This is a genomic window from Olavius algarvensis spirochete endosymbiont (assembly GCA_900608495.1).
Taxonomy (GTDB): domain Bacteria; phylum Spirochaetota; class Spirochaetia; order DSM-2461; family DSM-2461; genus UBA2779.
On the sequence record UWYT01000194.1, the window covers coordinates 61191 to 85852 of the forward strand.

The 24662-nt window shown below is 45.1% G+C and carries 22 protein-coding genes and 1 tRNA gene; 8 read left to right on the top strand and 15 right to left on the bottom strand.

The genetic code is table 11. The annotated features are described in order from the left end of the window. Positions 1-180: 180 nt before the first annotated feature. From S1OALGB6SA_RS05895 to amrS, 4 genes are read left to right on the top strand one after another with little or no spacing between them, the layout of a single operon-like run. Positions 181-1515 (top strand): hypothetical protein, encoded by a 1335-nt coding sequence (locus tag S1OALGB6SA_RS05895; protein WP_124032850.1) that lies wholly within the window; start codon positions 181-183, stop codon positions 1513-1515. A gap of 7 nt (positions 1516-1522) precedes the next feature. Further along, positions 1523-2236 carry a response regulator gene (locus S1OALGB6SA_RS05900; RefSeq protein ID WP_037560655.1) on the top strand — a complete coding sequence of 238 codons (714 nt, stop codon included), beginning with the start codon at positions 1523-1525 and terminating at the stop codon, positions 2234-2236. Positions 2237-2287: 51 nt separating this feature from the next. Then, positions 2288-3448, top strand: coding sequence for a methionine adenosyltransferase (metK, locus tag S1OALGB6SA_RS05905; protein WP_037560656.1), 1161 nt, complete (start codon positions 2288-2290; stop codon positions 3446-3448). A gap of 1 nt (position 3449) precedes the next feature. Then, positions 3450-4430, top strand: a complete 981-nt coding sequence (gene amrS, locus S1OALGB6SA_RS05910) for an AmmeMemoRadiSam system radical SAM enzyme (RefSeq protein WP_052079700.1) — start codon at positions 3450-3452, stop codon at positions 4428-4430. Positions 4431-4441: 11 nt separating this feature from the next. On the opposite strand, the gene leuD is transcribed toward amrS, so the two are convergent. The 10 genes from leuD to S1OALGB6SA_RS05960 all read right to left on the bottom strand — a co-directional run bounded on the left by leuD (position 4442) and on the right by S1OALGB6SA_RS05960 (position 14947). Beyond that, positions 4442-5038 (bottom strand): 3-isopropylmalate dehydratase small subunit, encoded by a 597-nt coding sequence (gene leuD, locus S1OALGB6SA_RS05915; RefSeq protein ID WP_052079703.1) that lies wholly within the window; start codon positions 5036-5038, stop codon positions 4442-4444. 2 nt (positions 5039-5040) lie between these two features. Next, a complete protein-coding gene (gene leuC / locus S1OALGB6SA_RS05920) occupies positions 5041-6441 on the bottom strand; it encodes a 3-isopropylmalate dehydratase large subunit (protein WP_037560658.1) in 1401 nt (466 codons plus the stop codon). A 465-nt stretch (positions 6442-6906) separates the two neighbouring features. Next, on the bottom strand, positions 6907-7665 hold the full coding sequence (locus S1OALGB6SA_RS05925) for a YesL family protein (RefSeq protein ID WP_124032851.1): 759 nt from the start codon (positions 7663-7665) through the stop codon (positions 6907-6909). An 18-nt stretch (positions 7666-7683) separates the two neighbouring features. Then, complete coding sequence (locus tag S1OALGB6SA_RS05930; protein WP_230204450.1) at positions 7684-8421, bottom strand: queuosine precursor transporter; 738 nt, start codon at positions 8419-8421, stop codon at positions 7684-7686. Then, positions 8421-8822, bottom strand: coding sequence for a hypothetical protein (locus S1OALGB6SA_RS05935; protein WP_124032852.1), 402 nt, complete (start codon positions 8820-8822; stop codon positions 8421-8423). Before S1OALGB6SA_RS05935 ends, S1OALGB6SA_RS05930 begins: the two co-directional genes overlap by 1 nt. 58 nt (positions 8823-8880) lie before the next feature. Then, positions 8881-9828, bottom strand: coding sequence for an ABC transporter permease (locus tag S1OALGB6SA_RS05940; RefSeq protein WP_124032853.1), 948 nt, complete (start codon positions 9826-9828; stop codon positions 8881-8883). After that, the gene (locus S1OALGB6SA_RS05945) at positions 9829-10938 is read right to left on the bottom strand and encodes an ABC transporter permease (RefSeq protein WP_124032854.1); all 1110 of its coding nucleotides are present in this window, start codon (positions 10936-10938) and stop codon (positions 9829-9831) included. Then, positions 10935-12458: an ABC transporter ATP-binding protein gene (locus tag S1OALGB6SA_RS05950; protein ID WP_503465875.1), complete on the bottom strand. Its 1524-nt coding sequence runs from the start codon at positions 12456-12458 to the stop codon at positions 10935-10937. Before S1OALGB6SA_RS05950 ends, S1OALGB6SA_RS05945 begins: the two co-directional genes overlap by 4 nt. Before the next feature lie 100 nt (positions 12459-12558). Continuing rightward, positions 12559-13650: a BMP family lipoprotein gene (locus S1OALGB6SA_RS05955; protein ID WP_124032855.1), complete on the bottom strand. Its 1092-nt coding sequence runs from the start codon at positions 13648-13650 to the stop codon at positions 12559-12561. A gap of 85 nt (positions 13651-13735) precedes the next feature. Beyond that, the gene (locus tag S1OALGB6SA_RS05960) at positions 13736-14947 is read right to left on the bottom strand and encodes a phosphopentomutase (RefSeq protein WP_124032856.1); all 1212 of its coding nucleotides are present in this window, start codon (positions 14945-14947) and stop codon (positions 13736-13738) included. A gap of 332 nt (positions 14948-15279) precedes the next feature. On the opposite strand from S1OALGB6SA_RS05960, the gene S1OALGB6SA_RS05965 reads away from it, so the two are divergent. Further along, on the top strand, positions 15280-17763 hold the full coding sequence (locus tag S1OALGB6SA_RS05965) for an ankyrin repeat domain-containing protein (protein WP_124032857.1): 2484 nt from the start codon (positions 15280-15282) through the stop codon (positions 17761-17763). Between the two features lie 9 nt (positions 17764-17772). On the opposite strand, the gene S1OALGB6SA_RS05970 is transcribed toward S1OALGB6SA_RS05965, so the two are convergent. Then, positions 17773-18477 carry a Bax inhibitor-1/YccA family protein gene (locus tag S1OALGB6SA_RS05970; RefSeq protein WP_124032858.1) on the bottom strand — a complete coding sequence of 235 codons (705 nt, stop codon included), beginning with the start codon at positions 18475-18477 and terminating at the stop codon, positions 17773-17775. A gap of 115 nt (positions 18478-18592) precedes the next feature. On the opposite strand from S1OALGB6SA_RS05970, the gene S1OALGB6SA_RS05975 reads away from it, so the two are divergent. Together S1OALGB6SA_RS05975 and S1OALGB6SA_RS05980 are read left to right on the top strand one after the other, a co-directional pair. Continuing rightward, a complete protein-coding gene (locus S1OALGB6SA_RS05975) occupies positions 18593-19051 on the top strand; it encodes an RpiB/LacA/LacB family sugar-phosphate isomerase (RefSeq protein ID WP_124032859.1) in 459 nt (152 codons plus the stop codon). 31 nt (positions 19052-19082) lie between these two features. After that, positions 19083-19156, top strand: a tRNA-Arg gene (locus S1OALGB6SA_RS05980). Positions 19157-19185: 29 nt separating this feature from the next. On the opposite strand, the gene sppA is transcribed toward S1OALGB6SA_RS05980, so the two are convergent. Continuing rightward, positions 19186-20913: a signal peptide peptidase SppA gene (gene sppA, locus S1OALGB6SA_RS05985; RefSeq protein WP_124032860.1), complete on the bottom strand. Its 1728-nt coding sequence runs from the start codon at positions 20911-20913 to the stop codon at positions 19186-19188. Positions 20914-21112: 199 nt separating this feature from the next. Between sppA and dinB the strand changes: the two genes are divergently transcribed. Beyond that, complete coding sequence (gene dinB, locus S1OALGB6SA_RS05990) at positions 21113-22222, top strand: DNA polymerase IV (RefSeq protein ID WP_230204451.1); 1110 nt, start codon at positions 21113-21115, stop codon at positions 22220-22222. Here dinB and S1OALGB6SA_RS05995 read toward each other — a convergent pair. Genes S1OALGB6SA_RS05995 through S1OALGB6SA_RS06005 form a run of 3 tightly spaced genes read right to left on the bottom strand, consistent with a single transcriptional unit; the run spans position 22219 to position 24619 of the window. Next, entirely contained in the window at positions 22219-23958 is a 1740-nt protein-coding gene (locus tag S1OALGB6SA_RS05995) for a hypothetical protein (protein WP_124032861.1), read from the bottom strand. The two genes, dinB and S1OALGB6SA_RS05995, sit on opposite strands and share 4 nt — an antisense overlap. Continuing rightward, complete coding sequence (locus S1OALGB6SA_RS06000; RefSeq protein ID WP_124032862.1) at positions 23955-24164, bottom strand: hypothetical protein; 210 nt, start codon at positions 24162-24164, stop codon at positions 23955-23957. Before S1OALGB6SA_RS06000 ends, S1OALGB6SA_RS05995 begins: the two co-directional genes overlap by 4 nt. Next, a complete protein-coding gene (locus tag S1OALGB6SA_RS06005) occupies positions 24161-24619 on the bottom strand; it encodes a DUF2062 domain-containing protein (protein WP_124032863.1) in 459 nt (152 codons plus the stop codon). The genes S1OALGB6SA_RS06000 and S1OALGB6SA_RS06005 overlap by 4 nt, the downstream gene beginning before the upstream one ends. Between the last annotated feature and the right edge of the window lie 43 nt (positions 24620-24662).

The following is a 24662-nucleotide window of genomic DNA, read 5'->3' on the forward strand; positions in this document are numbered from 1 at the left end:
GGGGGAAAGCATTCTCACACCAACTGCGTCTGAGTTTTTTCCAAGCTTGCATTGAGCTTAACACTTCTTCGAGTGATGTTTTGAATTGATTCAACATAAAGGCTTACCGATTATTAGAATGGGGGTGTTTATTCAACTCACTATCTTGAGCGGTTCTAACGAACCGCAAGCTGAGGAATTATGCTACGTCAACTGGTCTTTTCATTTTTTTTCATATCCATAGTAGGGTTTACTGCCCAAGCAGAAGCACAATTTAGCATACGATACCACAATAAAAAAATCTATTATCCGGATGAATTGGTTGAGTTAAAGCTTACTGTTTCCAATCCCGGAAGTTCAGCTTTGACTTTTTATCTTTCCGACGATCCAAGACGTAGCTTCGGTTTCGATTTGCGATCTTTGACTGGCGAACCTATGTCGTTTGCATCCGATTTTGCCACGGCCTTTCAGGCAGGCGGAGTATATCGGGTAGTCCACCTAGGGCCGGGGCAGGATTTATCGATCAATGTTTTTTTAAATGATTGGATAGCTCCTTTGAATCCTGGGCAATATCGACTAAGCGGTTTCTTTTATCCTCAAATGAGAAGAACAGATTCGGTGGTTGCAATATCGGAATCCACTTTGGATTTAACAATAATGCCTGAAACAGAACTGCGATGGGAGAACAAACTGGATTTAGAAATTCGCATGGCACTAATCGATAAGAATCTCGATCCTTGGGGCGTTGTATCTGAAACCCTGTCAAATCGTCGGGAACTGAAGTTCAATTGGGCCATTCTTTATCTGGATCTCGATTCTCTTGCCAGAATAAGCAGTATGATCGAAAATTCGGAAGTTCTTGAAAAAAATCTGCTTCGCGGGTCGTGGAATGATATTCCCGGATTCGAACATCCAACAATAGACTATGAGTTAAAATCGTATCTTGTATCTCAAAATGAGGCAGAGGTTATCATAAGGACGCTATATAAACCTTACGGTGAAGCCTTTTCCAAAAATCTTAGGTTTTACCTTCACAGACTGGAAGGGTTCTGGCAAATTCGCAGGGTGGAACTCCTAACTGATATCGATTCCGATTCGCTATTTTACTCCAATTTAGATCCGCAAGAGGTGGTTTCGGAACTACTGAGGGCCGTTCAACGGGGTGACTGGGAAATTGCACTGCGTCATCTGGATATAAGCGATATGGTGATGAATTTGCCTGAGTATAAGAAGCGATGGAAGGATATGAGCGCTGCCGAACACCGGAGGGCGCTGGAAGAATATCGGAAAAAACTGATAGCCGGACAGCTTGAAGAGAGTAGCAGCCCATTAAAAGACATCGATAGATGGAAGACAATTCACGTAAACTACACTGAGGTGGTTGGTTCGGTCGTAATAGAAAACACGACAACTCATAACACAAGCGAGGGGCCGATGAAACAAGCAACTCTCTATACCTTCCACCTCGAGAAAACATCTACGCCTGATGGACGATGGCAAATCATTCGATATAATACGAGGATTGTTAGGAGATGAAATTTTAATGACCATCCTAATCATTGCCGGTGACAAGACTCTAAAAACAAAATTCCAGAAATACTTCGGTCAAATTGGGTATAGCGTAATACAATATGTGAATCCCTTAAAAGCGATAGACAATCTTGAGGAAATTTCCCCTGACGTATTGATATGCAATGCTTCAGACTATCCCAGGCATTGGAAAATAGTTGTCAAAGAGATTAGAGAAAATCGAAATCGAAGTGAAGTTGCCACGGTTTTACTGATTGCAGATGATTTTGATTCGAGCGAGGCGAACAAGGCGGCAACCTTGGGGGTAAATATCCTTTTCCCAGTTACAATAGAAACCATTGAAGATCTCGAAAAACTAAATAACAAGATATGCAGGTATAAATCTCCTCCCGGACTATTCAAGAAATCATCATGGTTGCCCGAGAAGGAAAATACGGTATCATTCGTTTTCTGCCACCCGGAGGATTTCAGAATGATTGCAGGGCATCTAGTTGAATTATCGACGACAGGTGGAGTTTTTCGACCAAGTGAACCTGGTGAAATTGCCGATCTCGAAGTTGGAACCGTTATAGAGGCTTGTTCAATGAAAGCAGGTTCGTTGTTGATTTCATTGAGAGTTAGAGTTACCGATAACCTTGGAACCCTGTCAATTGCGTTTATCAGCTTCGAAAGCAATGGATTTGAGAATTTCTTGAACGAGCTGCGCAGAAACATTGCCGCAAAGTAGCATTCGCAAACTCTTTCAAGGTACACCGAAGCTAATTATAATACCTGCATTATGCATACATATGGCAGCAAACTGTTTACCTCCGAAAGTGTAAGTGAGGGGCATCCCGATAAGGTGTGCGACATCATATCCGACGCAGTTCTAGACCGAGCATTGACCCTTGATTCGAAATCCAGAGTTGCCTGTGAGTGTTATACATCAACAGGACTTGTCCTGGTGGGTGGTGAAATAAGTACCGAGGGTTACATAGACATAATTCAAACCGCCCGTGATGTTTTGGGTGAAATTGGTTATACGAATCCTGCGGATGGGATAGACAATTTATCTTGCTCAATTTTGTCAGTCATCAGACCCCAATCCAGCGATATATCCCAAGGGGTAAATGTGGGCGAAGGACTTCATAAGGAACTGGGAGCTGGAGATCAAGGGTTCATGTTCGGGTATGCGTGTCGGCAAACAGATGAAATGATGCCGGCTCCGATTCAATATGCTCATCAAATAATGAAGAAGGCTGCCGAGGTAAGGAAATCAGGAACCCTGAGCTTCCTCAGACCGGATGCCAAGTGCCAGGTAACCGTAAAATATCGCGACGACGAACCGGTTCATATCGACACTGTTGTACTATCGCATCAGCATACTGAAACCGTCAGCCATGCAACTGTCAGCGAGAGTTTAATCGAGAGCGTTATCCGCCCTGCGCTTCCCGCCGAGTTATTCAACAAGCAAACAGCCATCCATATTAACCCAACCGGCAGATTCGTTGTAGGTGGACCAAATGCAGATACAGGTTTAACCGGAAGAAAAATAATTGTGGATACTTACGGTGGGTATTCCAGGCATGGAGGGGGGTCTTTCTCCGGCAAAGATCCGACAAAAGTTGATCGATCGGCCGCATATATGGCTCGATATATGGCAAAAAATCTTGTTGCCGCCAATATTGTCGATGAAGTTGAAATTCAAATTGCATACGCAATAGGCATGGCAGATCCAATATCCTTATTTGTAAACACGTTTCAAACCAGGCAGCTAGATGATATAATTGCGAAGAAACTATATGATATATTCGATCTCACTCCAGCGGGTATTATACAAACGCTCGATTTACAACGCCCAATCTACAAGAAAACTGCCGCGTATGGACATTTTGGACGCTCTGAATTTCCTTGGGAAAAGGTGGACAAAGTCGAAATTATTCAGAAGATGATGAGCTAGGATGCCTCAAACAGCAAAATGGTGGATAAACAAGGGCGATAAGATTGAATGCCTACTCTGCCCCAGGCTATGTGTACTCTCACTGGGTGAAACGGGATTCTGCGGCATCAGGAAGCATGAATCAGGTGAGTTATCCGCCTCGGGATATGGCATGGTTACAGCAGAATCACCAGACCCGATAGAAAAAAAACCCTTGTATCACTTCTATCCGGGGGCAATAGCTTGGTCTGTTGGCTTCGCCGGCTGCAATTTACATTGTCCATTTTGTCAGAACCATAACATAGCACGCGCCAAACCCGATTCAGGACGTTTTACATCTCCTTCAAAAGTAATCGATGATGCAATCTCCTCGGGTGCAGAAATTATTGCGTACACATATTCAGAGCCAACCATACATTTTGAATATCTCATGGATTGCGCCTATAGAGCTTCCAGCGTTGGATTGAAGAATGTTCTTGTTACTAATGGAAATCTTAATTCAAAGCCAGGCTTGGAATTATTGAGCAAAATGGATGGAGTGAATATCGATCTGAAATCATGGGATTCCGATTACTACAAGAAGACGCTTGGTGGAAATCTAAAGGCCGTGAAGCACTTCATTGAGACGGCATTGGAACATTGCTGGGTGGAGATAACCACTCTAGTAGTACCAGGTGATAACGATGGTGAGGATGAAATTGAATCGATAAGTGAATGGATTGCATCTCTATCGAATGATATTCCGTTCCACCTTTCCGCCTATCACCCTGCCTACAAATACAGCAGGCCGGCAACAAGCACTAACAAAATGAAACAAGTCTATGATGTTGCATCAAAGAAATTGCACTTCGTTTACATCGGCAATCTCGGAATTGCGAATAACACTCACTGTCCTGACTGTAAGCGCACTCTCATCTCGCGCAGCGCTTATAGCGTGCAAATGGCAATGCGGGATAAAAATTGTCCTAGATGTGGACTAAAAGTGCCTGGGGTGTTCAAATAAGCAAATGCAAACTAATTGCGTACATAAGGCAATCTTGAGGCAACCATGGCTATTTCATCCGATGCTGACCCCAGGACGGCCATCGAATCCCAAGTGCCATCCAGCAAGGCCCTTCGGTGTGATTCAGGCATCGAAAACACCCAATTCCATCCCCCCGCGCTAACGGTTTTTCCCCTTAGGTTGATTAACACAACAGTATTCGGATTAGACTCGATGAGTGCTTGGAGTGTTGCAATTGGGGCAACTTCCAGTTTCAATGCGGGTATTCCCAAGGAAAAACAATTCCCAGCAAAAATCTCGGCGAAGGACTCTCCGATGATGGCTCGAATCCCATAATCCTTGAGAGCCTGAGGTGCGTGTTCACGGGAGGATCCACATCCGAAGTTGGAATTCGTAATAAGCACGGGATTGCCTGCCCAACGACTATCATCAAAGGGATGATTCTTTTTCTTGCCGCTTTCATCAAACCTCTCATCGTTAAAAGCGAAAGCACCAAGTCCATCGAAGGTAACACACTTCATGAATCTAGCGGGAATGATTCTATCAGTATCTATGTTATTTCCCCTCACCGTTATTCCCTTGCCACTAACTTCGCCTATCGCCTGCATTGTCAAACTGGCTCCGTTTCCCGAATATCAACAACTTCCCCGGCAATTGCCGCTGCCGCCGCCATAGCTGGACTCATTAAGAGCGTTCTACCCGTGGGAGAACCCTGCCTGCCAATAAAATTTCGGTTGGAAGTGCTTGCGGATAGTTGACGGCCTTCCAGCCTATCCGGGTTCATCGCTAAACACATCGAACAACCCGCCTGGCGCCACTCAAAACCTGCCTCAGTAAAAATAACATCCAAGTCCTCTGATTCCGCAGCAGCCGCTACTTCTTGACTTCCCGGCACTACCAAAGCTCTCACACCCGCGGCAATTCTTCTTCCCCTGACAACTGATGCAGCCTCCCTGAGGTCGCTGAGCCGTCCATTAGTACAGGAACCAATAAAAACCACATCAATCTTCTTTCCAACCATTTTTTCACCTGGAGAAAATCCCATATGTTCATAAGCGCGCCTGGCATTTTCCTTTTCACTGGCTGGAAGTAAGGAAATTTGAGGTAATGATTCATCAATAGCAACAGCCTGACCCGGATTTATTCCCCAAGTAATCATTGGTTTAAACTCAGATGCTGAGAAAACCACCTCATCATCAAACACAGCATCAACATCAGACTTCATTTCCTCACCAAAGGCTTTCATCGAATCGTAATCTTTGACAAAGGGGCGGTCTTCTAACCACTTGTATGTAGTGTCATCTGGGTTAACATAACCAACACGCGCACCTCCCTCGATGCTCATATTGCAAAGAGTCATGCGTTCTTCCATACTCAATTCAGTAATCGCTTCGCCAGCATATTCATAGGCATAGCCTAAACCACTTGTAATACCAAGAAGCCTGATGATTGTAAGGATTATATCCTTGGCGCTTACACCAATGGCTTTTCGACCATTTACAACTATTCTTCGCACTTTCAGTTTCTCGATGGCCATTGTCTGGGTGGCCAGAATATCCCTAACCTGGCTTGTTCCCACTCCAAACGCGATTGCTCCAAAAGCTCCATGGGTAGCGGTATGAGAATCTCCACACGCGATAGTCATACCAGGCTGGGTAAGACCTTTCTCAGGACCTACAACATGAACCACACCCTGCTTTCCGGATTCAGGTCCGAAATAAGTAATGCCATATCTCTTAGTATTATCCTCCAGGGTCTTAAGCATTTTTTCCGCAAGCGGATCAGAATACGGCCGACTGATTGTATCGGTAGGAATTATATGATCGATAGTCGCAAAGGTGTTTTTCGAAAATGGAACGGTTTGCCCACTTGCCTGGAGCATCGCAAAAGCTTGTGGCGAGGTAACCTCATGAATAAGGTGCAATCCAATGAATAATTGGTCCTGACCAGAAGGAAGGGTTCTAACCTTATGCCTCAACCAAACCTTTTCAAATAAGCTCTTCCCAGACATCGAAACCTCAAGTTTATCACCATTATAACAATCTCCAAAGAGTATGATCTATCCTGTGCTGATAAAAATAAGAATGCTTACTGTGTAGGTTGAAAAACGAGTTCACCCGATTTCAGCCTATAGAATTATAGGAAAGTTCGGTCCGGGCGGAATCTTTGATTTTGACATATATGGTTTGATTTTTTTTACTTCGATTGGGCCATGTTGCTTTCGAATTCCTGAAAACATGCAGATGCTCTCATTCCAACATAGCGGCAAGTTCTAATTAATCGAGAGACAACGCACATCGGTTCCCTATCGGAATCTGTTCACCTGATGCTCGAAAAATTTGTTGAACGCCTACTATCAAATAAAATCGAAACACAAGATACTTACGCTATTTCAGTCAATCAGGTGTGGAAGATATATCCCCGAAGTTCCAAATTTTGAGCCGAAATTGTGGCGTTGGGCATACTGTGGAAAGATCTATTCTTTCCAAGGGAAAATCATACCCTCTATGGTGCGCTTACCGATTCGTTTTTTCTCATCAACAAGGATTTCATGCCATGGCACTTTTTTCGCATCCGGGTTCTTTTTCAGCCAATCGTACTTATACAGGAGCAAACGCAAAGTGCAGTTGAGGTAGAGATGTATGCCTGATGGCCCAAACACGACGAAGGCTGTAATGGGCCAAGCGATCAAGGACAGAGGAATCATCACAAACCCGAGATACAAACTAAGTAAGAAATTGTCAATCACAAGGAGTACGCACTTCTTTAGCAATTTTCTAAAATTGCCCTGGAGATAATTTCGAGCAGGAAAATACCAAATGCTTGTCAAATATGCCCCAATTACAATCCAGAAAGTTATCATCGAAGCGATAAGTCCTAATAAACTCTTTAGCTTTGCGTAGTATATTATTCCCAAAAGCGAGATTATAATGAAGCTTACCATTGCAATTCCGAAAACTAGGCATTGTTTCCATGTTTCCTTAAACAATCTTGGGACATCAGTCCAAAAAACCCTGCGATAACTGGCCAGAGCGGACATCAAAGCCGAAACAACACCCAGCAGCATAATCACGAATATTGATGCCATAGGTAACAGAACAAAAAACATGGGTGGTGAGGACTCCAAAAAAATGAACGTAGACCATACCAAGGCAATGCTCACAATGAAAAAAATGAAATTCGTAATGAAGATGGTTTCTAAATTGTCCCATCCATCAAAAAATGCCTTTTTCATCAGGAAAAAAAACATACCCTATGTCCCCCCCCTGAGACAGTTTCTTTTGTGCCACAGAGCGCTGAGATAAACCAGAGGTGTATCAGCTGCAGCAATCATCCATTTGATAAAATAGGTGCTTATTGCGATTTCCCAGAATTCCCTGGAGGGTATACGCCCGGCAAACGCAATTGTAACAAAAAGAAATGAGTCGATGGCCTGACTAAACATCGTGGACACATTGTTTCTCAACCAAATCCAACTTCTAGCAGGTTGTATTCTCTTAAATTTGGTATAGATCCAAATATCGTTAACTTGGCTAACTCCATAGGCTACAAAACTTGCGAGCGCAATGCGCGGAAAAATTGCATACAGCGTTTTCATGCTGTTCTGTGCATAATCAACTGGCGAAGGCTTAAAAAGCAGTGCGAGCCCCATGAACAAAGTGAGTGATAGGAGCGCAAAAAAACCAAAAATCACTGCTTGCTTCGCATACTTCGATCCATGGTTTTCGGAAAGTATGTCGGTTGCCAGAAAGCTTGTCGAATAGGTGATATTGCCAAGGGAAGTAGTGAGTCCGAAAAGGACCACAATTTTCATCACTTGTAAATTAGCGATTATAATGGCTATGGGTAACCAGCAAAGCAATCCAACCCTGCCAAATAATCGATAAATCAAAAGTATCAAGGCGAAATTCAACACTAACATGATAGCCCATAAGGCCTCATTCCCCATGCTTGCATTGGAAAACCACTCACCAACCAGAGAACTATGCATTATGAAGTTTCTTTGATTTTCAACACAGTACTCCAAGCACTAGTCACATCTGTATTGAATGCGCGAATTCGCAACCACATTGTTCCGTTTTGAGGAATCGAAATCTCAAGATTAGTACCCTTCACCGTCCACATTTTTGTAATTGTGTTGAAAGACTTTGTCGCTGACATTTGAATTTCATAACCGTCGGCATCTTCAATTTCTAACCACTGAAGTAGAACTCTATTTAGCAGTCCAGGTATGGGATCCGCAAATTTGGGTCGAGGTAGGAAATTCTCCAGGTTCTCATTGTCGGTATTGGATGAATGGCGTGGTTTTTCTGTCTCGCAACCTATGGGATAAGTACTTAACAATGCTGCAAGCAAGATTCTCTTGGCTTTGGCTATAGCTCGATTAGTCAAGCAACACTGTCGATAATGATATCGATGGATCAAGAAGAGCTTGGACATCGCAAATTAGTTAACTTTTCCCCGGATCGAAGGGCTCTCCAGCGGCCCTGGGTGCCTGTGTGGTTTTGGAAAAGAATACAAGAGCAATAAGAGTTAACACGTAAGGGAATGCTTTTAACAGCAATCCGGGAATTCTTGCAAGAGCAGGAACTATTTGAGATACGTTTGCCAGAGTGCTCGCAAAACCAAAAAAGAACGTTGCACCGAGAATCCCTAATGGCTTCCACTGGCCAAATATCAATGCCGCCAAGGCCAGGAATCCTAGTCCCGCTACAGAACCAGTGAATTCACCTGAGTACGTTACCAGAATTATAGCGCCGCCAAGGCCGGCAAACGCGCCCGAAAACAGAACTCCTATATACCTAATCAGTTTCACATTGATACCAGCCGCATCAGCCGCATGTGGATGTTCACCGCAGGCCCGGATACGCAGTCCAAAAGGAGTTTTATAGATTAGATACGCACTGCAGAGTAAGAGCAGCACCACCAGCCACGTAGTAGAGTAGGTTTGTGTAAAAAAGAGTTTGCCAATAATCGGTATTTTGTGCAGAAATGGAACGTCGAATCGTCGTAGGCCGCTAATTATCTGAATATTTCCGCTTCCTGTAATATATCTAGCAAAATACAAAGTCAAAGATCCTGCTATCATGTTTATTGCAGTGCCGCTTATCACCTGATTCGCATTTAAGTTGATGCTTGCAAAAGCGTGTAGAAGTGAAAATATCATTCCAGCAACTATGGCCACAACCAAACCGATATAAATCGCTGATGTGCCAATTATTGGGAACAACTTCACGATCGTAAGGGCACTGGCAAAAGACCCAATCACCATAAGTCCCTCAAGTCCGATATTTACAACGCCAGAACGTTCACAAATAAGGCCACCCAAAGAAGTGATGAGCAGTGGAATAGTAAAGGAAATGGCATATGGAGATATAAAAGTCAAAAAATCCCACATTCAGCTTCCCTCCATCTGCGATTTTGCAACACCGTTGACAGAAATCTTTCTTTTAATCCGGTCAATGAGACGGTTAAACAAAACACTCGTTGCAGCAAAATAAAGAATGATGGCTATTATTGTGTCGCCGATTTGAGGCGGTATCTTAGTCATTGCATTCATATAACCTTTGCCGGAATGAAGCAGTCCTAAAAACAGTGCCGAAAATAACACGCCAATTGGCGAGTTGCTGCCTAACAAAGCCACCGCAATCCCATCAAAACCCTGCGTCGGCAATATCCCAATTTGCATGTTCACGGAATACCCCGTATAAACAGTCATACCTCCGATGCCCGCCAGAACGCCCGCTATCGTCATGGACAAAACTATGTTGCGGTTTACCTTCATCCCCCCATATTCCGCGGCGTGTCGGTTGTATCCAGCAGCCTTGAGTTCATAACCAAGAACTGTTTTTTTCAAAACAACCCAAATAATAATAGCCACAACTATCGCAATAAAAATCCCGAGATTTATGAAAGACCTGTCAAAAAACTCCGATAACCACGGAACTCGAAGCGAAGCAATCTCCGGGATTCTCCGAGACTCCGTTTCCATAAAATCACCCTTGAAATAAGCCGGGACAGTGTAGTAGACAACCCAATAAGCCAGCCAGTTCATCATAATAGTTGCAACAACCTCGTGAACATTGAATAAAGCTTTCAACAACCCGGGAATAAACCCCCAAATGGCTCCCCCCAGAATAGCCGCAACAAGCATAAGAAGCAAAAGGAGTGGTTTAGGGAGTACAACGGTTAAGCCAACAGCAGTTGCACACAGTCCCCCAGCAAGCAGTTGTCCCGATGCTCCAATATTGAATAACCCGGTGCTAAATGCAAAAGCGACTGACAATCCCGTAAAAATCAAGGGAGTAGCTGTAGCCAAAGTGTTTCCTATGCGCTCTATATTCATCCAACCGCCGCGGAACAAGTACGAATAACCTGCTAATGGATTACTGCCGGTAATTAGCATGAAAAACGCGCCGGCAATTAAACCCAGAAATATGGCAATTAGAGATATTACAAGACCACGCGGGATGTTGGGCAGAATAGCGCGGGGGGGTAAGCGTTTCATTCAGTCCTCTTTATACCGGCCATCATCAATCCCACCTCATTCTCATCCACATCATCCACCTGTACTAATCCAACCAGTTCGCCGTGGCTAATGACAGCTATTCTATCAGAAAGTCCAAAGATTTCATCTAATTCAAGCGAAACAAGTAAAACAGCCTTGCCAGAGTCTCGTTGTTCAACCAATCTCCTGTGTATGTACTCAATTGAACCAACATCCAGTCCTCTTGTTGGTTGAACAGAAATCAACAAATCCGGATTGTGGCTGATTTCTCTGCCCACTATCGCCTTCTGTTGATTTCCACCCGAGAGTGAGCGTGCGGGAGTCAGACTTCCCTGCCCTGCCCTGACATCAAAATCCTTGATAATTCTCTCAGAATTCGCCCTGATGGCCGAACGTCTTAAGAAGCCATATCGGTTAAAGCGCAATTCTCCATGATTTTCCAGAATGAAATTGTTTTCCAGAGAATAGTCTAAAACCAGACCTCGTTTCTGTCTGTCTTCCGGAATATGAGCCCCCCCTCTATCTATACGTTCACGAACACTGGTATTGGTGACATCTTTTCCATTGATAAGTATTTTCCCCGACTCTACACGGGCAAGTCCGGTAAGGGCTTCAACAAGCTCTGTTTGGCCGTTGCCATCCACACCCGCAAGACCGAGAATTTCACCTCTACAAACCCTAAGTGAAAAATTCTTTACTCCCATAACACCCCGTTTATTCATGACATTCAGATTCTGAATTTCTAAAACCATTTCTCCGGGGTCATTTTTTTTCTTGTCTACAGTAAATAAAACCTTCCGGCCCACCATCATTTTTGCCATCTCTCCGGTGGAAGTCTCATCTACATTGACAGTTCCAATTAACCTTCCTCTTCGGATTACAGTGCAACGATCGGCAACAGCCTTAATCTCTTTGAGTTTATGCGTAATAAGGATGATGGATTTTCCCTCATCAATAAGACTCTCCATTATCCGCATCAAATCCTGAATTTCCTGAGGAGTGAGAACAGCCGAGGGCTCATCGAAAATGAGAACATTCGTATTACGATAAAGCATCTTGAGAATTTCCACCCTTTGCTGCATACCCACCGAGACATCTTCAATCTTCGCGTCAGGGTCCACATTCAAACCATAGTGCTCACTTAGTTGCTTTATCTTCTTGGACGAAAAGGTTAAATTCATGCCGAGTCCGCGGCGAGGCTCAATTCCCAGAACTATATTTTCCGTAATTGTGAAGTTATGCACGAGTTTGAAATGTTGGTGAACCATTCCGATACCCAGCGAGTTAGCTTGAGTGGGGCTGTTTATACTAACCTCTCTCCCGTCAACGATTATTCTCCCTCTATCCGGCTTATACAATCCAAAAAGAATACTCATCAAAGTGGATTTGCCAGCGCCGTTCTCGCCAAGCAATGCCAGAACCTCACCCTTTTGGAGACTGATTGAAATATTGTCGTTGGCCACAATGCCAGGAAATTCTTTTCGAATTTCCTTCATTTCAATAACGGGTGTACTTTCCACTTATAACCACTCCACTGCGGCAGCGGAAGAAGGGCAATCCTCATCACCCTCCGCCCCGCAAGTTAACAGGGAGACGATTCCCCGCCCCCTGTTATTTTAGCTATTTGATTTCGGCCTGTTCAGCTGAAACAATTATTGTTCCATCGGCAAGTTGCCCAAACACCTCCGCGACCCTGGCCTCAACATCCGCGTCTAAGTTCGGGTTGTCAACCGGGATGCCAATTCCCCCATTTGTCGCATTCAATTTGAGTGTCTGACCACCTGGGAATTCGCCATTTAGTTCTGCTTCAATCATATCGTAGGAAGCAACATCTATATTCTTCATAGCCGATGTCAGAATAACAGATTTATCTCCCTCGTATTTCCCAGCGGAATACTGATCGACATCAACACCTACTATCCATACTTCTTCTCCGCTCGCAGCTCTGGCTTTGGCTTCGTTGATGGCACCAACGCCAACCCCACCTGCCGCACAAAAAATAACATCGACGCCCTTGTCAAACATGCCCGCGGCCAGCTGCTGTCCAGCGGCAACGTCGTCGAACGAACCCTGATAAACCACATTATCCCGTTCGATAGTTACATTAGTACCGAAGTTATCGTTGGCATAGACAAGTCCCCGCTGAAATCCCCAGTTGAACATTTGAACAGGCGGAATTGCCATTCCACCAATAAATCCGGCCAATCCTTCGCCTAACTGAAGTGCTGTGGCAACTCCAGCTAGGAAGCCAGACTCATCTTCGGCAAAAAAGATTGAAACCGTGTTCGGCCCAACAACCACATTTCTGCCTTCGCCTCCAGAATGAGGAGAACCATCAATCAAAACAAATTTGGCATCGGGATATCTCTCCTGCGACTTATAAATTGACGTCTCAAATTTAAACCCAGGAGTTACAATGAATCTATACCCGGCATCGTAGAGATTACTGATTTCCTTGATGTAATCTGCCTCGGTAGTACCGACAGGTTTCAAGTATTTCTCGGACACCAGTCCCTCGGAAGCTGCCTTTTTTATCCCTTCCCAGGTTCCCTGATTAAACGACTTGTCATCAATGGTACCGGCATCAGTAACCATACCCACAAGCATTAGATCCGTAGTTCCTTCAGTTTTTGTCACACTTTTTTTTGTACAAGACGTTAAAACGCCGGCAATCAAGATTACCCCTATTACAAACAACACAACCCTTTTCATAAGATTCTCCTTTATCCTTTTATATTAAATAATAGATTTGTACACTATAATGGAAGAGAAACCGATTGTGCAACATATTCAAAAGCTATTGATTCAAGAAGTTTTGAGGAAAAGACACACCATTTCCCAGGGGGTTTAAACCAAAAAGAGTTTGCGTGGTAGCAGATAGATCGGCAAAGCTATCGCGAACACTCAACCCATTGAGAGTCGCCATTCTAGATTCCCATCCAACTCTTCTAAGCAGCGCCGGGACATACTCCCTGGTATGGTCAGTTCCCTTAAAAGTCGGATCACACCCGTGATCGGCCGTAACTAACAAGAAATCACCCTTCTCGAGGTGCGCCTCAAGCTCTGGTATAACAGAATCAATTCGCGCAACAGCATCATGATAACCCTGTGGATCTCTCCGATGTCCATAAATCATATCAGTATCAACAAGATTCACAAATACGAACATATCCTGCTCACTTGAGCTTGTGGCAACTTCGAGCATTCTCGCTATACAGGCATCATTGCCCTTGTCATGATAGGAAACATCAATGCCCTGCCCGTTAAAAATCGAATCAATCTTGCCTATGGCAACTGTCTGTACACCCCGATCTCTCAGGTAATCCAGCAGAGACTTCCCGGGAAGATCAATCGACCAGTCATGCCGATCACTTGTTCTTCTAAAATTTCCTACACTTCCCTCAAACGGCCGCGCGATAACCCTGCCAACATTGTAGCTATCGCATAGTTTCCTCGCGCACTCGCACAAAACATAGAGCTCCTTAACCGAAAACACATCAACATGAGTGGCAATTTGAAAGACTGAATCCGCAGACGTATAACAAATCGGTTTCCGTGTCTCAATATGTCTACCCCCCAATTTGTTGATAATCTCCGTCCCCGAGGCCGCGATATTTCCCAATATCCCTGCTACCTCTGTCTCGGCAATAAAGGCGTCAATCAGTTCATCCGGGAACGAAGGGTAATCCGCCGGAAATACGGGAAACGCCTTCTCCAAAACCATGCCGGCAATTTCCCAGTGTCCAGTGGTAGTGTCTTTCCCGGGTGATTTCTCGCGCAGAGAAGTAAAAACAGCGGTCGTTTCGCTCTCAGGTAAGCATCCAGGGATATCTGTCTCAGTCAGGCTGGCGATATTGCCCAAACCCATTGCCTGTAGATTGGGCCATTGCACCCCGCCCACAGCACGACCAATACCAACAGCAGTGTTTGCTCCCACATCCCCATACAAATCCGCGTCCGGCAAAGAACCAATACCAAAACTGTCAATCACGATCAGAAAACCCCTCATCACCACACCTCCAGCACATCGTATTAGGTATTCAACTTCATTTAAGACTATTGCCAACAAGAATTTTGAACAAGATAAAAGTCCATTATTACTTATTTCCCAACACACTTAAAGCAAGTAAAAACAATTTTCATTTCGCTTCTGCCTGTAGTTCGTTAAAACTATCAACCATATTCCACATAGCCCTGTGATACTGTGCTGATTGTGATAAAATAGTTAAAGTAGGAGCTATCGAAATTGGCGTGCTTCGTGCTCATTTTGATAACGCCAACTAACCCGCCTTAAGAACAAAGGGCACTTTAGACGATTTGGAAGAAAGGAGCTGGTTATTAATGAAGAAAATCAGTTTGTCTGTATTTCTGGTAGCTTTTATCACCACTGCATTAATCGCAGGTGGGAAAAAAGAAGATGGCGAACATCTACTCAAGATGGTTGCTTCGGGAAAGTCAGAGAAAATTAACAAAATGCTGAAGACTGGTATGAATCTGGATACAACTGATGACAAGGGCCGTACCGCGCTTCATATCGCCGTGGAGACCGAGGCTCTCGATATCGTTTCACTGCTCATTTCCCAGGGTGCAGAAAAAAATATACAGGACAACCAGGGACGCACACCTCTATTAATTGCAGTGAATAATGACAATTTAGATACGATTCAGTTGCTAAGCGATGCGGGAGCCGATTTCTCGATTGTCGACAAAGAGGGTAATTCACCCGCCTCAGTCAGTCTTCTCAAACCAATAGATTTACTGCGACACCTGGTCAACGAAAAAAATGTCAATAATCCAGCCATCGACGGACAGCCATTGCTTCATACTACCGCAAGATTAGGATTGTATGATTATCTTGAGATTCTTCTCGATAAAGGCGCCGATACGACATTAAGAGATAATCAGGGATTTTCGGCCTTGGATTCCGCGCTGACTCCGAAGGTGTCCTACGAACAGATTTTATCCGCAACAGCAATTATCAAAGCAGGTTCTCTCCCGCCTCAGAATGAAGACTGGCTATATATTCTTGAACCCGTCAGCACAAACAACCTGAATATTAGAAGCGAAGAAGGTGCTGCGGCTATGCATCACGCCGCGGAACACAATCACATCGCAATGATTCAGTATTTAATCAGGAACGGCGCAGAAATCGAAACCAAAAATTTGCCGGGCGATACCGCTCTGCATATAGCAATACGCAATGGCTATGGAACCGTTGCAAAACTGCTAATAGATGCAGGCGTTGACGTTGATGAAATAAACTACAGCGGTAACGCGCCTCTGCACGATGCACAATTAACCGACGACAGGTATGCCCTAAGCTACATGCTGTTAAATGCCGGAGCGAATCCTGATATTAGAGATGCCGATGGCAACACCCCATTGCATTTAGTCTCTATGCTTCATTCCGAAATAGCAATCGCCCGTCTTTTGCTGAATCGAGGAGCGCTCATTGGCCTTAGGAATAAAGAGGGCAGTACACCCCTGCTCCTAGCCGTGGAAGCTCGTGACAGAGAACTCTCAGAACTATTTATTGAAAACGGAGCAGATATTTTTGCCCGCAATAGCAAAGCTCTAACTCCGGCACAACGTGCCTTAAGCTATGGAGTCGAATTCTCTTCATGGTTCTTCGCTGATACAGTGGTTGAAGAAGTGGACAACGTAGGACGGGGTGTACTGCATATGGCGGCAGCAATGCGGGTACCCAGTGAAATACTGGCAGTAGTGTTGAACACCAAGGTAAACCCCAATCTACGGGATTACAATGGCAATACGGCTCTACACTATGCCCTGGTGGACAAAAACATCCCGCTTGCCGTTACCTTGGTGAACTACGGTTCAAACGTATTCATTGAAAACAACGACGGAGAATCACCCTTGATTCATGCTTTCAACCACGGTCCGGAGTTCGCGAGTCAGTTTCTTATCAGAATACAGAAACCCATAGACAGGGAAGGAAACACACCCATTTTCCACGCAATACGATGGCAATATCCCGATGTCGTTCAAGCTATCTTAGACACCGACGAGGATACAACCCATCAAAATTTGCAGGGAAATACGATGCTTCATGAGGCTGCACATGCAGGATCCTCACAAATTGCCGTAATCCTGCTCAACGCCGGTGCAAACCCAAATGCGACCGACAATATTGATAGATCGCCGATTCACCACGCTGTAATCTGGGGAACTCTCAATATACTTAAGTTATGCGTGGAAAAAGGAGGCGATATCGACCTAAAAGACGCTGAAGGACAGACAGTTCTGCATATGGCAGCCTCTGCCGGGAATAACGAAATTCTAAGTTGGCTGCTTAGTTCCCAAGTAGGCTCCCAAATAGCGATTGACTCACGGGATAGCAAAGGGCAAACTGCTTTGTTTCTTGCCGCCAAATTCAACAAGCGGCGAGCCTGCTCAATATTGTTGGAAAATGGTGCAAATCTATTAACTCGGGACAGATTCGGTCGCACTGCGCTTCATGCAGCACTCGCGGCCCAGAGCATCGAATCTTCCAGAGTGCTCATTGAAGCGGGAGGAGATATGTTCGCCTTGGATTCAGCAGGCCAAACCCCATTCGATTTACTCATGATAGGTGGGATGGAACTCTTATCAGGATTGATGGATCGGGAACTTCTCGATAATCAGGACAATATGGGAAATACCCTCCTACATCGAGCCATTCTATCTGACGCAAGCGATAGCATAATCCATCTGCTCATAAGTAGCGGTGCCGACAAGGAAGCGAGGAATGCGGCAGGTGCAAGCCCCTTGGATCTCGCTCGGGAAATGGGCAGAAAAACAATAATCCCTCTCTTGTCAATGTGAGTGTCTTCCCTACTTTCGTCGTCCAAGCAGACGAAGCAGAAAGAGAAACATATTGATGAAATCAAGATATAGCTTCAAGGCGCCAAGTATCGAAAGTCGTGTAAAATTCGATTCATCCACGCCCATGCTTGCATCATCACTCATTCGCTTAATCATCTGAGTATCATAAGCAGTCAGAGCCGTGAACAGAACAACCCCTACTGCAGAATACAGAAATTGATAAGCTTCTCCACCAATAAACATCCCAACAGCACCAGCGATAATCAAACCAATCAAACCCATGAAAAGATAATGACCCCAACCCGAAAGATCTCGCTTGGTAGTAAGTGCCCAAAGACTCATAATCGCAAACATGCTCGCGGAAACCGCAAAGGCCTGAAAAACTGCATACCGTGTATATACTATGAAGACAAACGAGCAGAACAAACCATTCAATACCGAATAAAGGAGAAAGGCACCGATTGCCCCCCTCACACTCATCTTCATAATATTTCTGCTGAGCGAAAATACCAATATCACGATTCCCAAAGACAGCAATAAAACAGGTGCTATTCCCCTGCCATAGAGCAACTCCATAAAACCGGGAGAACTAGAAATCCACCAAGCTACAATCGCCGTAAAGGAAAGTCCGAGAGTCATCCACATGTAGACATTCCGCAAAATCGTCCGGTGCCGTAAACGCACTCCGGCGGCAGGCAAACTTGAATCAATCATTTTGATTCTCCTTATCTAGACAACATACAGAGCAACAATACAAGTACATATGCAATTCAATCTAGCGCTTACTCATAAAAAAAAATATGATAGCGGAAGAAGGAATCAATCCCCTATGAAAATAATAATTGCAAACGACCATGCGGCAGTATCCATCAAAAAAAAATTGCAAATCTGGCTCGATAAACGGGGTGATACCGTTGTTGACCTTGGAGTCGGCACCGACACCAAAGCCGATTATCCCGACAAGGCGATCGAGGCCACCAATCTCTTCCTTAAAGGCGGATATGATTACGGAATACTTTGTTGCGGCACAGGCATAGGTGTATCAATCACCGCCAACAAAGTTAGGGGGATACGCTGCGCCCTCCCGCAAAACTCCTACGCCGCGGCTATGGCCATCGAACACAACAACTGCCAGTTCATCGCATTCGGTGGGCGAATCGACTATCAAGAACCCCCTGAAGATATACTAGATGCCTTTCTGAGCGCCAGATATCTGGGAACAGAGCGACACCAGCGTCGAATTGACAAAATAACGACCGCAGAATCCATCCCTTTCTCATTGACTTAAAAAACCTGCGCGGATACCTTTCTATCCTAAAGGTCGCTTAGCTCAGCTGGATAGAGCGTTGCCCTCCGGAGGCAAAGGTCAGAGGTTCGAATCCCCTAGCGATCAAGAAAGACTCCAAAAAACGCAGCTAGTGTCTAAAAAAGTGAAACCCCTCGTTTTGTTGTAGCAGCCCGTCTAGCCCTGGAACCCCACAGGAATCTTCCAAACAGTTCTTCCCGATAATCCAGTTCCCTTTCGAAGTACATCACATTCCAACTGGTAAGTCCAGCCAACTCCGCCGCCGCCACTCTTGCATCACTACTTCCCCCGCTCTCATCCACAAGACGATAATCCAATGCCCGCTTGCCAGACCAAACCCCCCCCGCAAGTTCATCCACCTGTTTCTCAGAAAGCCCACGTTTCTCTGCAACGATTTGGCGAAAGAACTCATCAATATCCGAAACCGATAGCGAAATAAGCGAAGCGTATCTCTCATCCAAACTTCTGCCGGGATGATTGCTCCCCGACCAACGAGTCGTGCCGAGTCCGTCCATTTTCACACCCAGCCACTTAGACAAAGCTTCTTCAAAGCTTAAAGCAATACTGAACACACCTATGGAGCCAGTAATAGTTTCAGGTCTGGTGACAATCAAGTCAGATTCAATTGCTATCCAGTAGGCTCCAGATGCGGCACTGTCGCCCAAAGACGCAACAACAGGTAAATTCCACTTTTCGCGGGTTTCCTCCACAGCCCGCCTAATCGATTCCCCGGCCCATACATCACCGCCGGTGCTGTCAATCCGCAATACAAGCGCCTTCACCTTAGGAGTATTCCGAGCTCTATCGATAGCATCAATCACATCGTTGCTTCCAGCAATACCAGCTCCCCCTTCCCCATATACCAGAGGACCAACAACAGGGATAATCGCGATAACTGGCAAATGCCGTCGTCGTCTGTAATTTCGCAATACATAATCAACCGCATCAATCTGCTTAGGGTTCCCCAGAACTGCCTCCAAGCGGGCGGCCAACATCCCTCCCCTCTCAATCGCATCTACCAAACCCGCACGCAAAGCGGCATCAGCTCCATCTCCGTTTGACTCTGCAAGGTATTCATCGTAATTTTCTATCCATTCTGCGAGTTTACTCAGTTCCATTTCTCGGTTCTTTGCTACATCATTGAGCCACAGGTCCCATAAGTCGCCAAATAGAAGTCCTTCATTCCTGCGCACGGCCTCCGACATTTCATCCAAAATCAGCCTTTCCGCCGCCGACTTTGTCTCTTCAGACCGAAAAAGTCGAACATCTACCCCAAAATTTTTCAATGCTTCACCCCAATAGGCTTGCCAATAACCATAACCCACCGGGCGAACCTCACCAAGGCGGTCCACAATAATATAATCCGCTGCCGAAGCGATACGATATCTGCCATTATCAAAATAATCAGCACTGGCTAACACGGGTTTCCCACTCTCACGAAATTCCGCAATAGCATTGGAAAGCTCAGCTACAGCTGCATACCCAGCAGTCGACAACTCATTTAAATCCACCCAAAGTCCGACAATGCGTGAATCCACCACTCCCATCTCAATCGCGGAAACCAAATCATCGAGCAGAATCTCATCAGCAGCGGCATCGATAGGTATTCCCCTATAACTAATTGGAGAAGTGTAGGCATAAACAAGCCTTCCGACAGGTCTAACAACCAGTAGACTGCCCTTATCAATCCGCGGCGGCCTTTCACCCACAAAGCCCACGATCAGCAGAACAACGATTAGCCAGAAGAGCAAAGATATAACCACCCTTCTAAACACGTCCATCGCGCGGCCAAATTTTCTCACAGCATTATTGAAACTCATTATTTTACCCCCAGTTTCGAACACTCACAAATCCAACTACCATGGTTGCTCGTAATACCTTTTCAAACTTCTTTGAAACTCAATCCCAACTTGGGGATTCCAAGGCTTTGACGTCCATTTAAGAAACAAGCTTATGCAGAACTTTGAAAATGCACCCTCGTATGATACATGAAAGTTAAAAAGGGGAGAAGCAAGGCCCTCATCAGTCTGCTTCCCACAAATCATGAAATATACATTATATATATATGTAATGGCACAGAATTCGGTAAGAAAAATAATCCACATTGATATGGACGCCTTCTATGCCGCGATAGAACAACGCAATAATCCCAGACTCAAAGGGAAACCGGTTATTGTGGGAGGAGGACCTGGTCGTCGAGGTATCGTCGCAACATGTTCTTATGAAGCACGAGCATATGGCATTCATTCGGCAATGAGTTCATCGGAAGCCCTGAGGCGCGCCCCCCACGCAATATTCATTACCAATCCAAACTACAGTGAATATTGGAAAATATCAAAGCAAGTGCACTCCATATTTCGAGAAGTTACCGATATAATCGAACCCCTCTCACTTGATGAAGCATACCTCGATGTCAGTCAAAACAAATTCCATGAACCCTCGGCAACCTGTATTGCACAGTGGATTCGACAAGAAATACTCAAAAGAACCCAACTGACAGCCTCCGCCGGGGTCTCTTTTAACAAATCTCTGGCAAAAATAGCCTCCGATTGGAATAAACCCGATGGTCTAACTGTAATCACACCACAAACGAAAGATTCTTTTCTAGCTCAGCTTCCAATCTCCAAGTTATGGGGGATTGGCAAGGTAACCAACGCCAAGATGGCGCGACTGGGTATTCACACCGGAGCGCAACTACGCGCCTTCTCCCTATGGAAGTTGATAGAATTTTTTGGGAACGCAGGTTATTGGTACTATAATTGTTGTCGTGGAATCGATGAGCGAGACGTCGAAGTAACGCATATACGCAAGTCTCTTGGAAGGGAACGGACTTTCGAAGAAGATATAGGCGATCAAAAACAACTCTCAAGCATTCTCAAAGAATTATGCGCCAAAGTTTGGGAAAGGCTGGAAAAACTCGAACTTATTGGACGACGAGTAATTGTAAAAGTGAAATACTACGATTTTAAATCCGCAAGCAAGAGCCACAGCTTCCCGAGCCCGATAGAGAACCTCAGGGATTTCATACACATAAGCACAAAGCTCCTAAGTGATTTTCAGATAAAGAGACGCCCTCTGCGTCTAATCGGAATAAGCATATCCCTTCTCACAGGCAGGAGCGAAAAAACCAAGCAATTGAATCTGAACTTTTAGAACAGGGGCCTTAACCCTTCGAACAACTCAAGAGGTGAAAGAATTCCCCCAGTTGCCCGTTCCGTCCACTCGGAAATACTCTCATTTAAAATTACGTTCTGTGCAGCCAGTTGCTCAAGCGTCACATCCAGAAGTTCTTCCTGATCATTCCAATCGATTAACAAGGCATCCAAACTTTCTAAATCAATGTTCACTTCATCCAACAACAGCCGCCGAGCATTCTCCTTACTCTCTAAAAGAAGCGTATCGGAAAGCAGAACAACCCAATCCTGAAGATACTCTTCAACCACGGAAACCGCGAATTCGAAGTTACTTTCGCCAAACTGTGCCTCGAATTGAAAACCTAAGGGCGGCGAAGATTCTTGAACAAAAGAAAAAAATCCCTCGCCTTCAAATTCCTTCCAATCAGTTAAGCGGGCAAGTCCCGCTATTTTCAGATTAACCTCCGGAGTCCGTGAAGCAGATACATCCATACTTGCTCCAATCAACCCCCCAATGCCATTCTTCCTGCCGTTTCTATTCTCATAGTTTATAAACCAGTCCCAACCATCAAAATCAACTCTACCCGACATCAGATTGTCCGCCCCAATTCTATCGTCGACAGTGATATCCACCGTAAGCGCATCCAATCTCTCAAGTTCGTCTATTTCCATCAGAAGCTGCGAAGGCATTCCCGCCAGGTCGTGGTCGATCCCAATGTTTGCGCCCACAATATGAATACCCTCTCCGGCGATTTCCAAGGTTTCCATACTAAATCTAGGTGGCAGACGCACAGGGAATTGAACAATGCGGCCTCGTTTCATTCGCCCCTTCTTCCTGGTTTTATCCTGTCCTCGGCGTACTTCAAGGAAATCAGTAAGAGAGGAAGCAACTTGGCGATAGGCACCACCAAGCCTGGGACCAAACAACTCGTCGATGGCCGAATGCAGCCAAAGATTGAGTATCTCTGCATCCAATCTAAAAGTCTTCTCAATCAAGTTTAAATCACGCTCTATGGCTGCCTTGGCGCGCTCGAATGCGCCCGTGACATCCCTTATCGCGGCATCCAAATCGCGTTTATAAGTTTCGAGCAATGTTATAGTTGAGTTTATTTCCACGGCTATGTCGTTCCCCTCCTCAACTCTCGCGATCCACCCATCTACAGACTCAGGTAAGGGTTCGGTGACAAGTGCATACACGCGCTCACTCAGGCTCTTTGCCGAGGCAATATCCTTATCTATCCTCAAAACCCAACCATCATACTCAGTCTCATAGGATTCTCTAAGCGACTTAACTAAATTTACAGCTTCATTGGGGATTGCATCGCTCGGCATCCAGTTCGTTCCCGAAAATTTGCCAGTATCACTTAGTTCAATCCTGGTTTCAGCAGTTGGATAAACAGCGGGAGTTTTCCTTGCAACATCAATCGCGCCCGTGCCCCGCAATTCCTTGAGTACGAAGCGCCTGAAGGACAATGCGTGCCAACTCACATCACTCACAATATTTTGTACTTGCCAGCGGTCCAGCATCGGATCCGATTTGGAAGCAAATCCCAAACGATCCAGGCTAATTCGCGCCGCAAGGGGCGCAATATCGAGCCCCTCAACCGTAACATCAGTTTTGCTAAGCGTTTCCAGAAGTTTCTCAAGTTGCCGCGCCGCGAGTTTATCTAGAAACAATGTATTGAAGAGAATAAGCAGACCAATTATAACGGCGACAAAAGCAATCCGAAACACATTGGGTTCACTCTTAGTCATAAGGATTTCTTCATGAACGTCGCGGCAAACTCGGCGGTTTTTCGATCCACAAAAGAGTTTTGATAATGGTATTCCTCGCCGGGAGAAAAAACGGATTTCAGCAAGCTAAGTTCAACCCTGTCGAGAAGTATCTTAAACGCTGTTCTATATCTGCGCCTATTTAGCAGTCTGCGAAAGCACAATGGAATTTGCATCCTCTTGCTCACAGATACTCATCAACAGTCTTGGTTTCAGCAAGCGTTGTATCAAGTTTGCCAAATAGAGGTATCTTTGAACCTAAAAATCGAAAAACCGCCTTCACCTTCGCGGCAACAAACTTTCTATAAAAAATTACAAGGAGCAAGCAGATCAAGAAAAACAGTGGCCATCCAGCAATTCCCATGAAAAGACCACCGAACACAAAGGAATCGTCCAAACGAAACCAGCCAACAACGGGAATACTCAGGAAGCGTCCCATCGGTTCGTACAAAAAATCCCTTGTCAGAAGGTGATAGCCCAGGCGCTCTGTATAAGGATCTACCAAACCAACAAACGTTCGGCCTAAAATCATGGTACCAATCAAGGCTGCTTGATTTATCCTAACAAGCATAAGCGGTATGAAGAACAAAAACCAAAGCAAAGTCGCACCGGGAATCAATACCAAAGTTAAGCCGGAAGCCATTGAGAAAGCGATAATCCAAGACTTTCTGTATGCCGAAATAGTT

Coding starts and splice junctions, on each gene's coding strand:
- S1OALGB6SA_RS05960 (WP_124032856.1), bottom strand. CDS start 14,947: ATGAGGGGTTTTCTGATCGTGATTGACAGTTTTGGTATTGGTTCTTTG.
- S1OALGB6SA_RS05930 (WP_230204450.1), bottom strand. CDS start 8,421: ATGCATAGTTCTCTGGTTGGTGAGTGGTTTTCCAATGCAAGCATGGGG.
- S1OALGB6SA_RS05925 (WP_124032851.1), bottom strand. CDS start 7,665: ATGAAAAAGGCATTTTTTGATGGATGGGACAATTTAGAAACCATCTTC.
- S1OALGB6SA_RS05965 (WP_124032857.1), top strand. CDS start 15,280: ATGAAGAAAATCAGTTTGTCTGTATTTCTGGTAGCTTTTATCACCACT.
- metK (WP_037560656.1), top strand. CDS start 2,288: ATGCATACATATGGCAGCAAACTGTTTACCTCCGAAAGTGTAAGTGAG.
- S1OALGB6SA_RS05970 (WP_124032858.1), bottom strand. CDS start 18,477: ATGATTGATTCAAGTTTGCCTGCCGCCGGAGTGCGTTTACGGCACCGG.
- S1OALGB6SA_RS05945 (WP_124032854.1), bottom strand. CDS start 10,938: ATGAAACGCTTACCCCCCCGCGCTATTCTGCCCAACATCCCGCGTGGT.
- S1OALGB6SA_RS05900 (WP_037560655.1), top strand. CDS start 1,523: ATGACCATCCTAATCATTGCCGGTGACAAGACTCTAAAAACAAAATTC.
- leuD (WP_052079703.1), bottom strand. CDS start 5,038: ATGCAGGCGATAGGCGAAGTTAGTGGCAAGGGAATAACGGTGAGGGGA.
- amrS (WP_052079700.1), top strand. CDS start 3,450: ATGCCTCAAACAGCAAAATGGTGGATAAACAAGGGCGATAAGATTGAA.
- S1OALGB6SA_RS05955 (WP_124032855.1), bottom strand. CDS start 13,650: ATGAAAAGGGTTGTGTTGTTTGTAATAGGGGTAATCTTGATTGCCGGC.
- S1OALGB6SA_RS05895 (WP_124032850.1), top strand. CDS start 181: ATGCTACGTCAACTGGTCTTTTCATTTTTTTTCATATCCATAGTAGGG.
- dinB (WP_230204451.1), top strand. CDS start 21,113: ATGAAATATACATTATATATATATGTAATGGCACAGAATTCGGTAAGA.
- leuC (WP_037560658.1), bottom strand. CDS start 6,441: ATGTCTGGGAAGAGCTTATTTGAAAAGGTTTGGTTGAGGCATAAGGTT.
- S1OALGB6SA_RS06005 (WP_124032863.1), bottom strand. CDS start 24,619: ATGGCTTCCGGCTTAACTTTGGTATTGATTCCCGGTGCGACTTTGCTT.
- S1OALGB6SA_RS05940 (WP_124032853.1), bottom strand. CDS start 9,828: ATGTGGGATTTTTTGACTTTTATATCTCCATATGCCATTTCCTTTACT.
- S1OALGB6SA_RS05975 (WP_124032859.1), top strand. CDS start 18,593: ATGAAAATAATAATTGCAAACGACCATGCGGCAGTATCCATCAAAAAA.
- S1OALGB6SA_RS05995 (WP_124032861.1), bottom strand. CDS start 23,958: ATGACTAAGAGTGAACCCAATGTGTTTCGGATTGCTTTTGTCGCCGTT.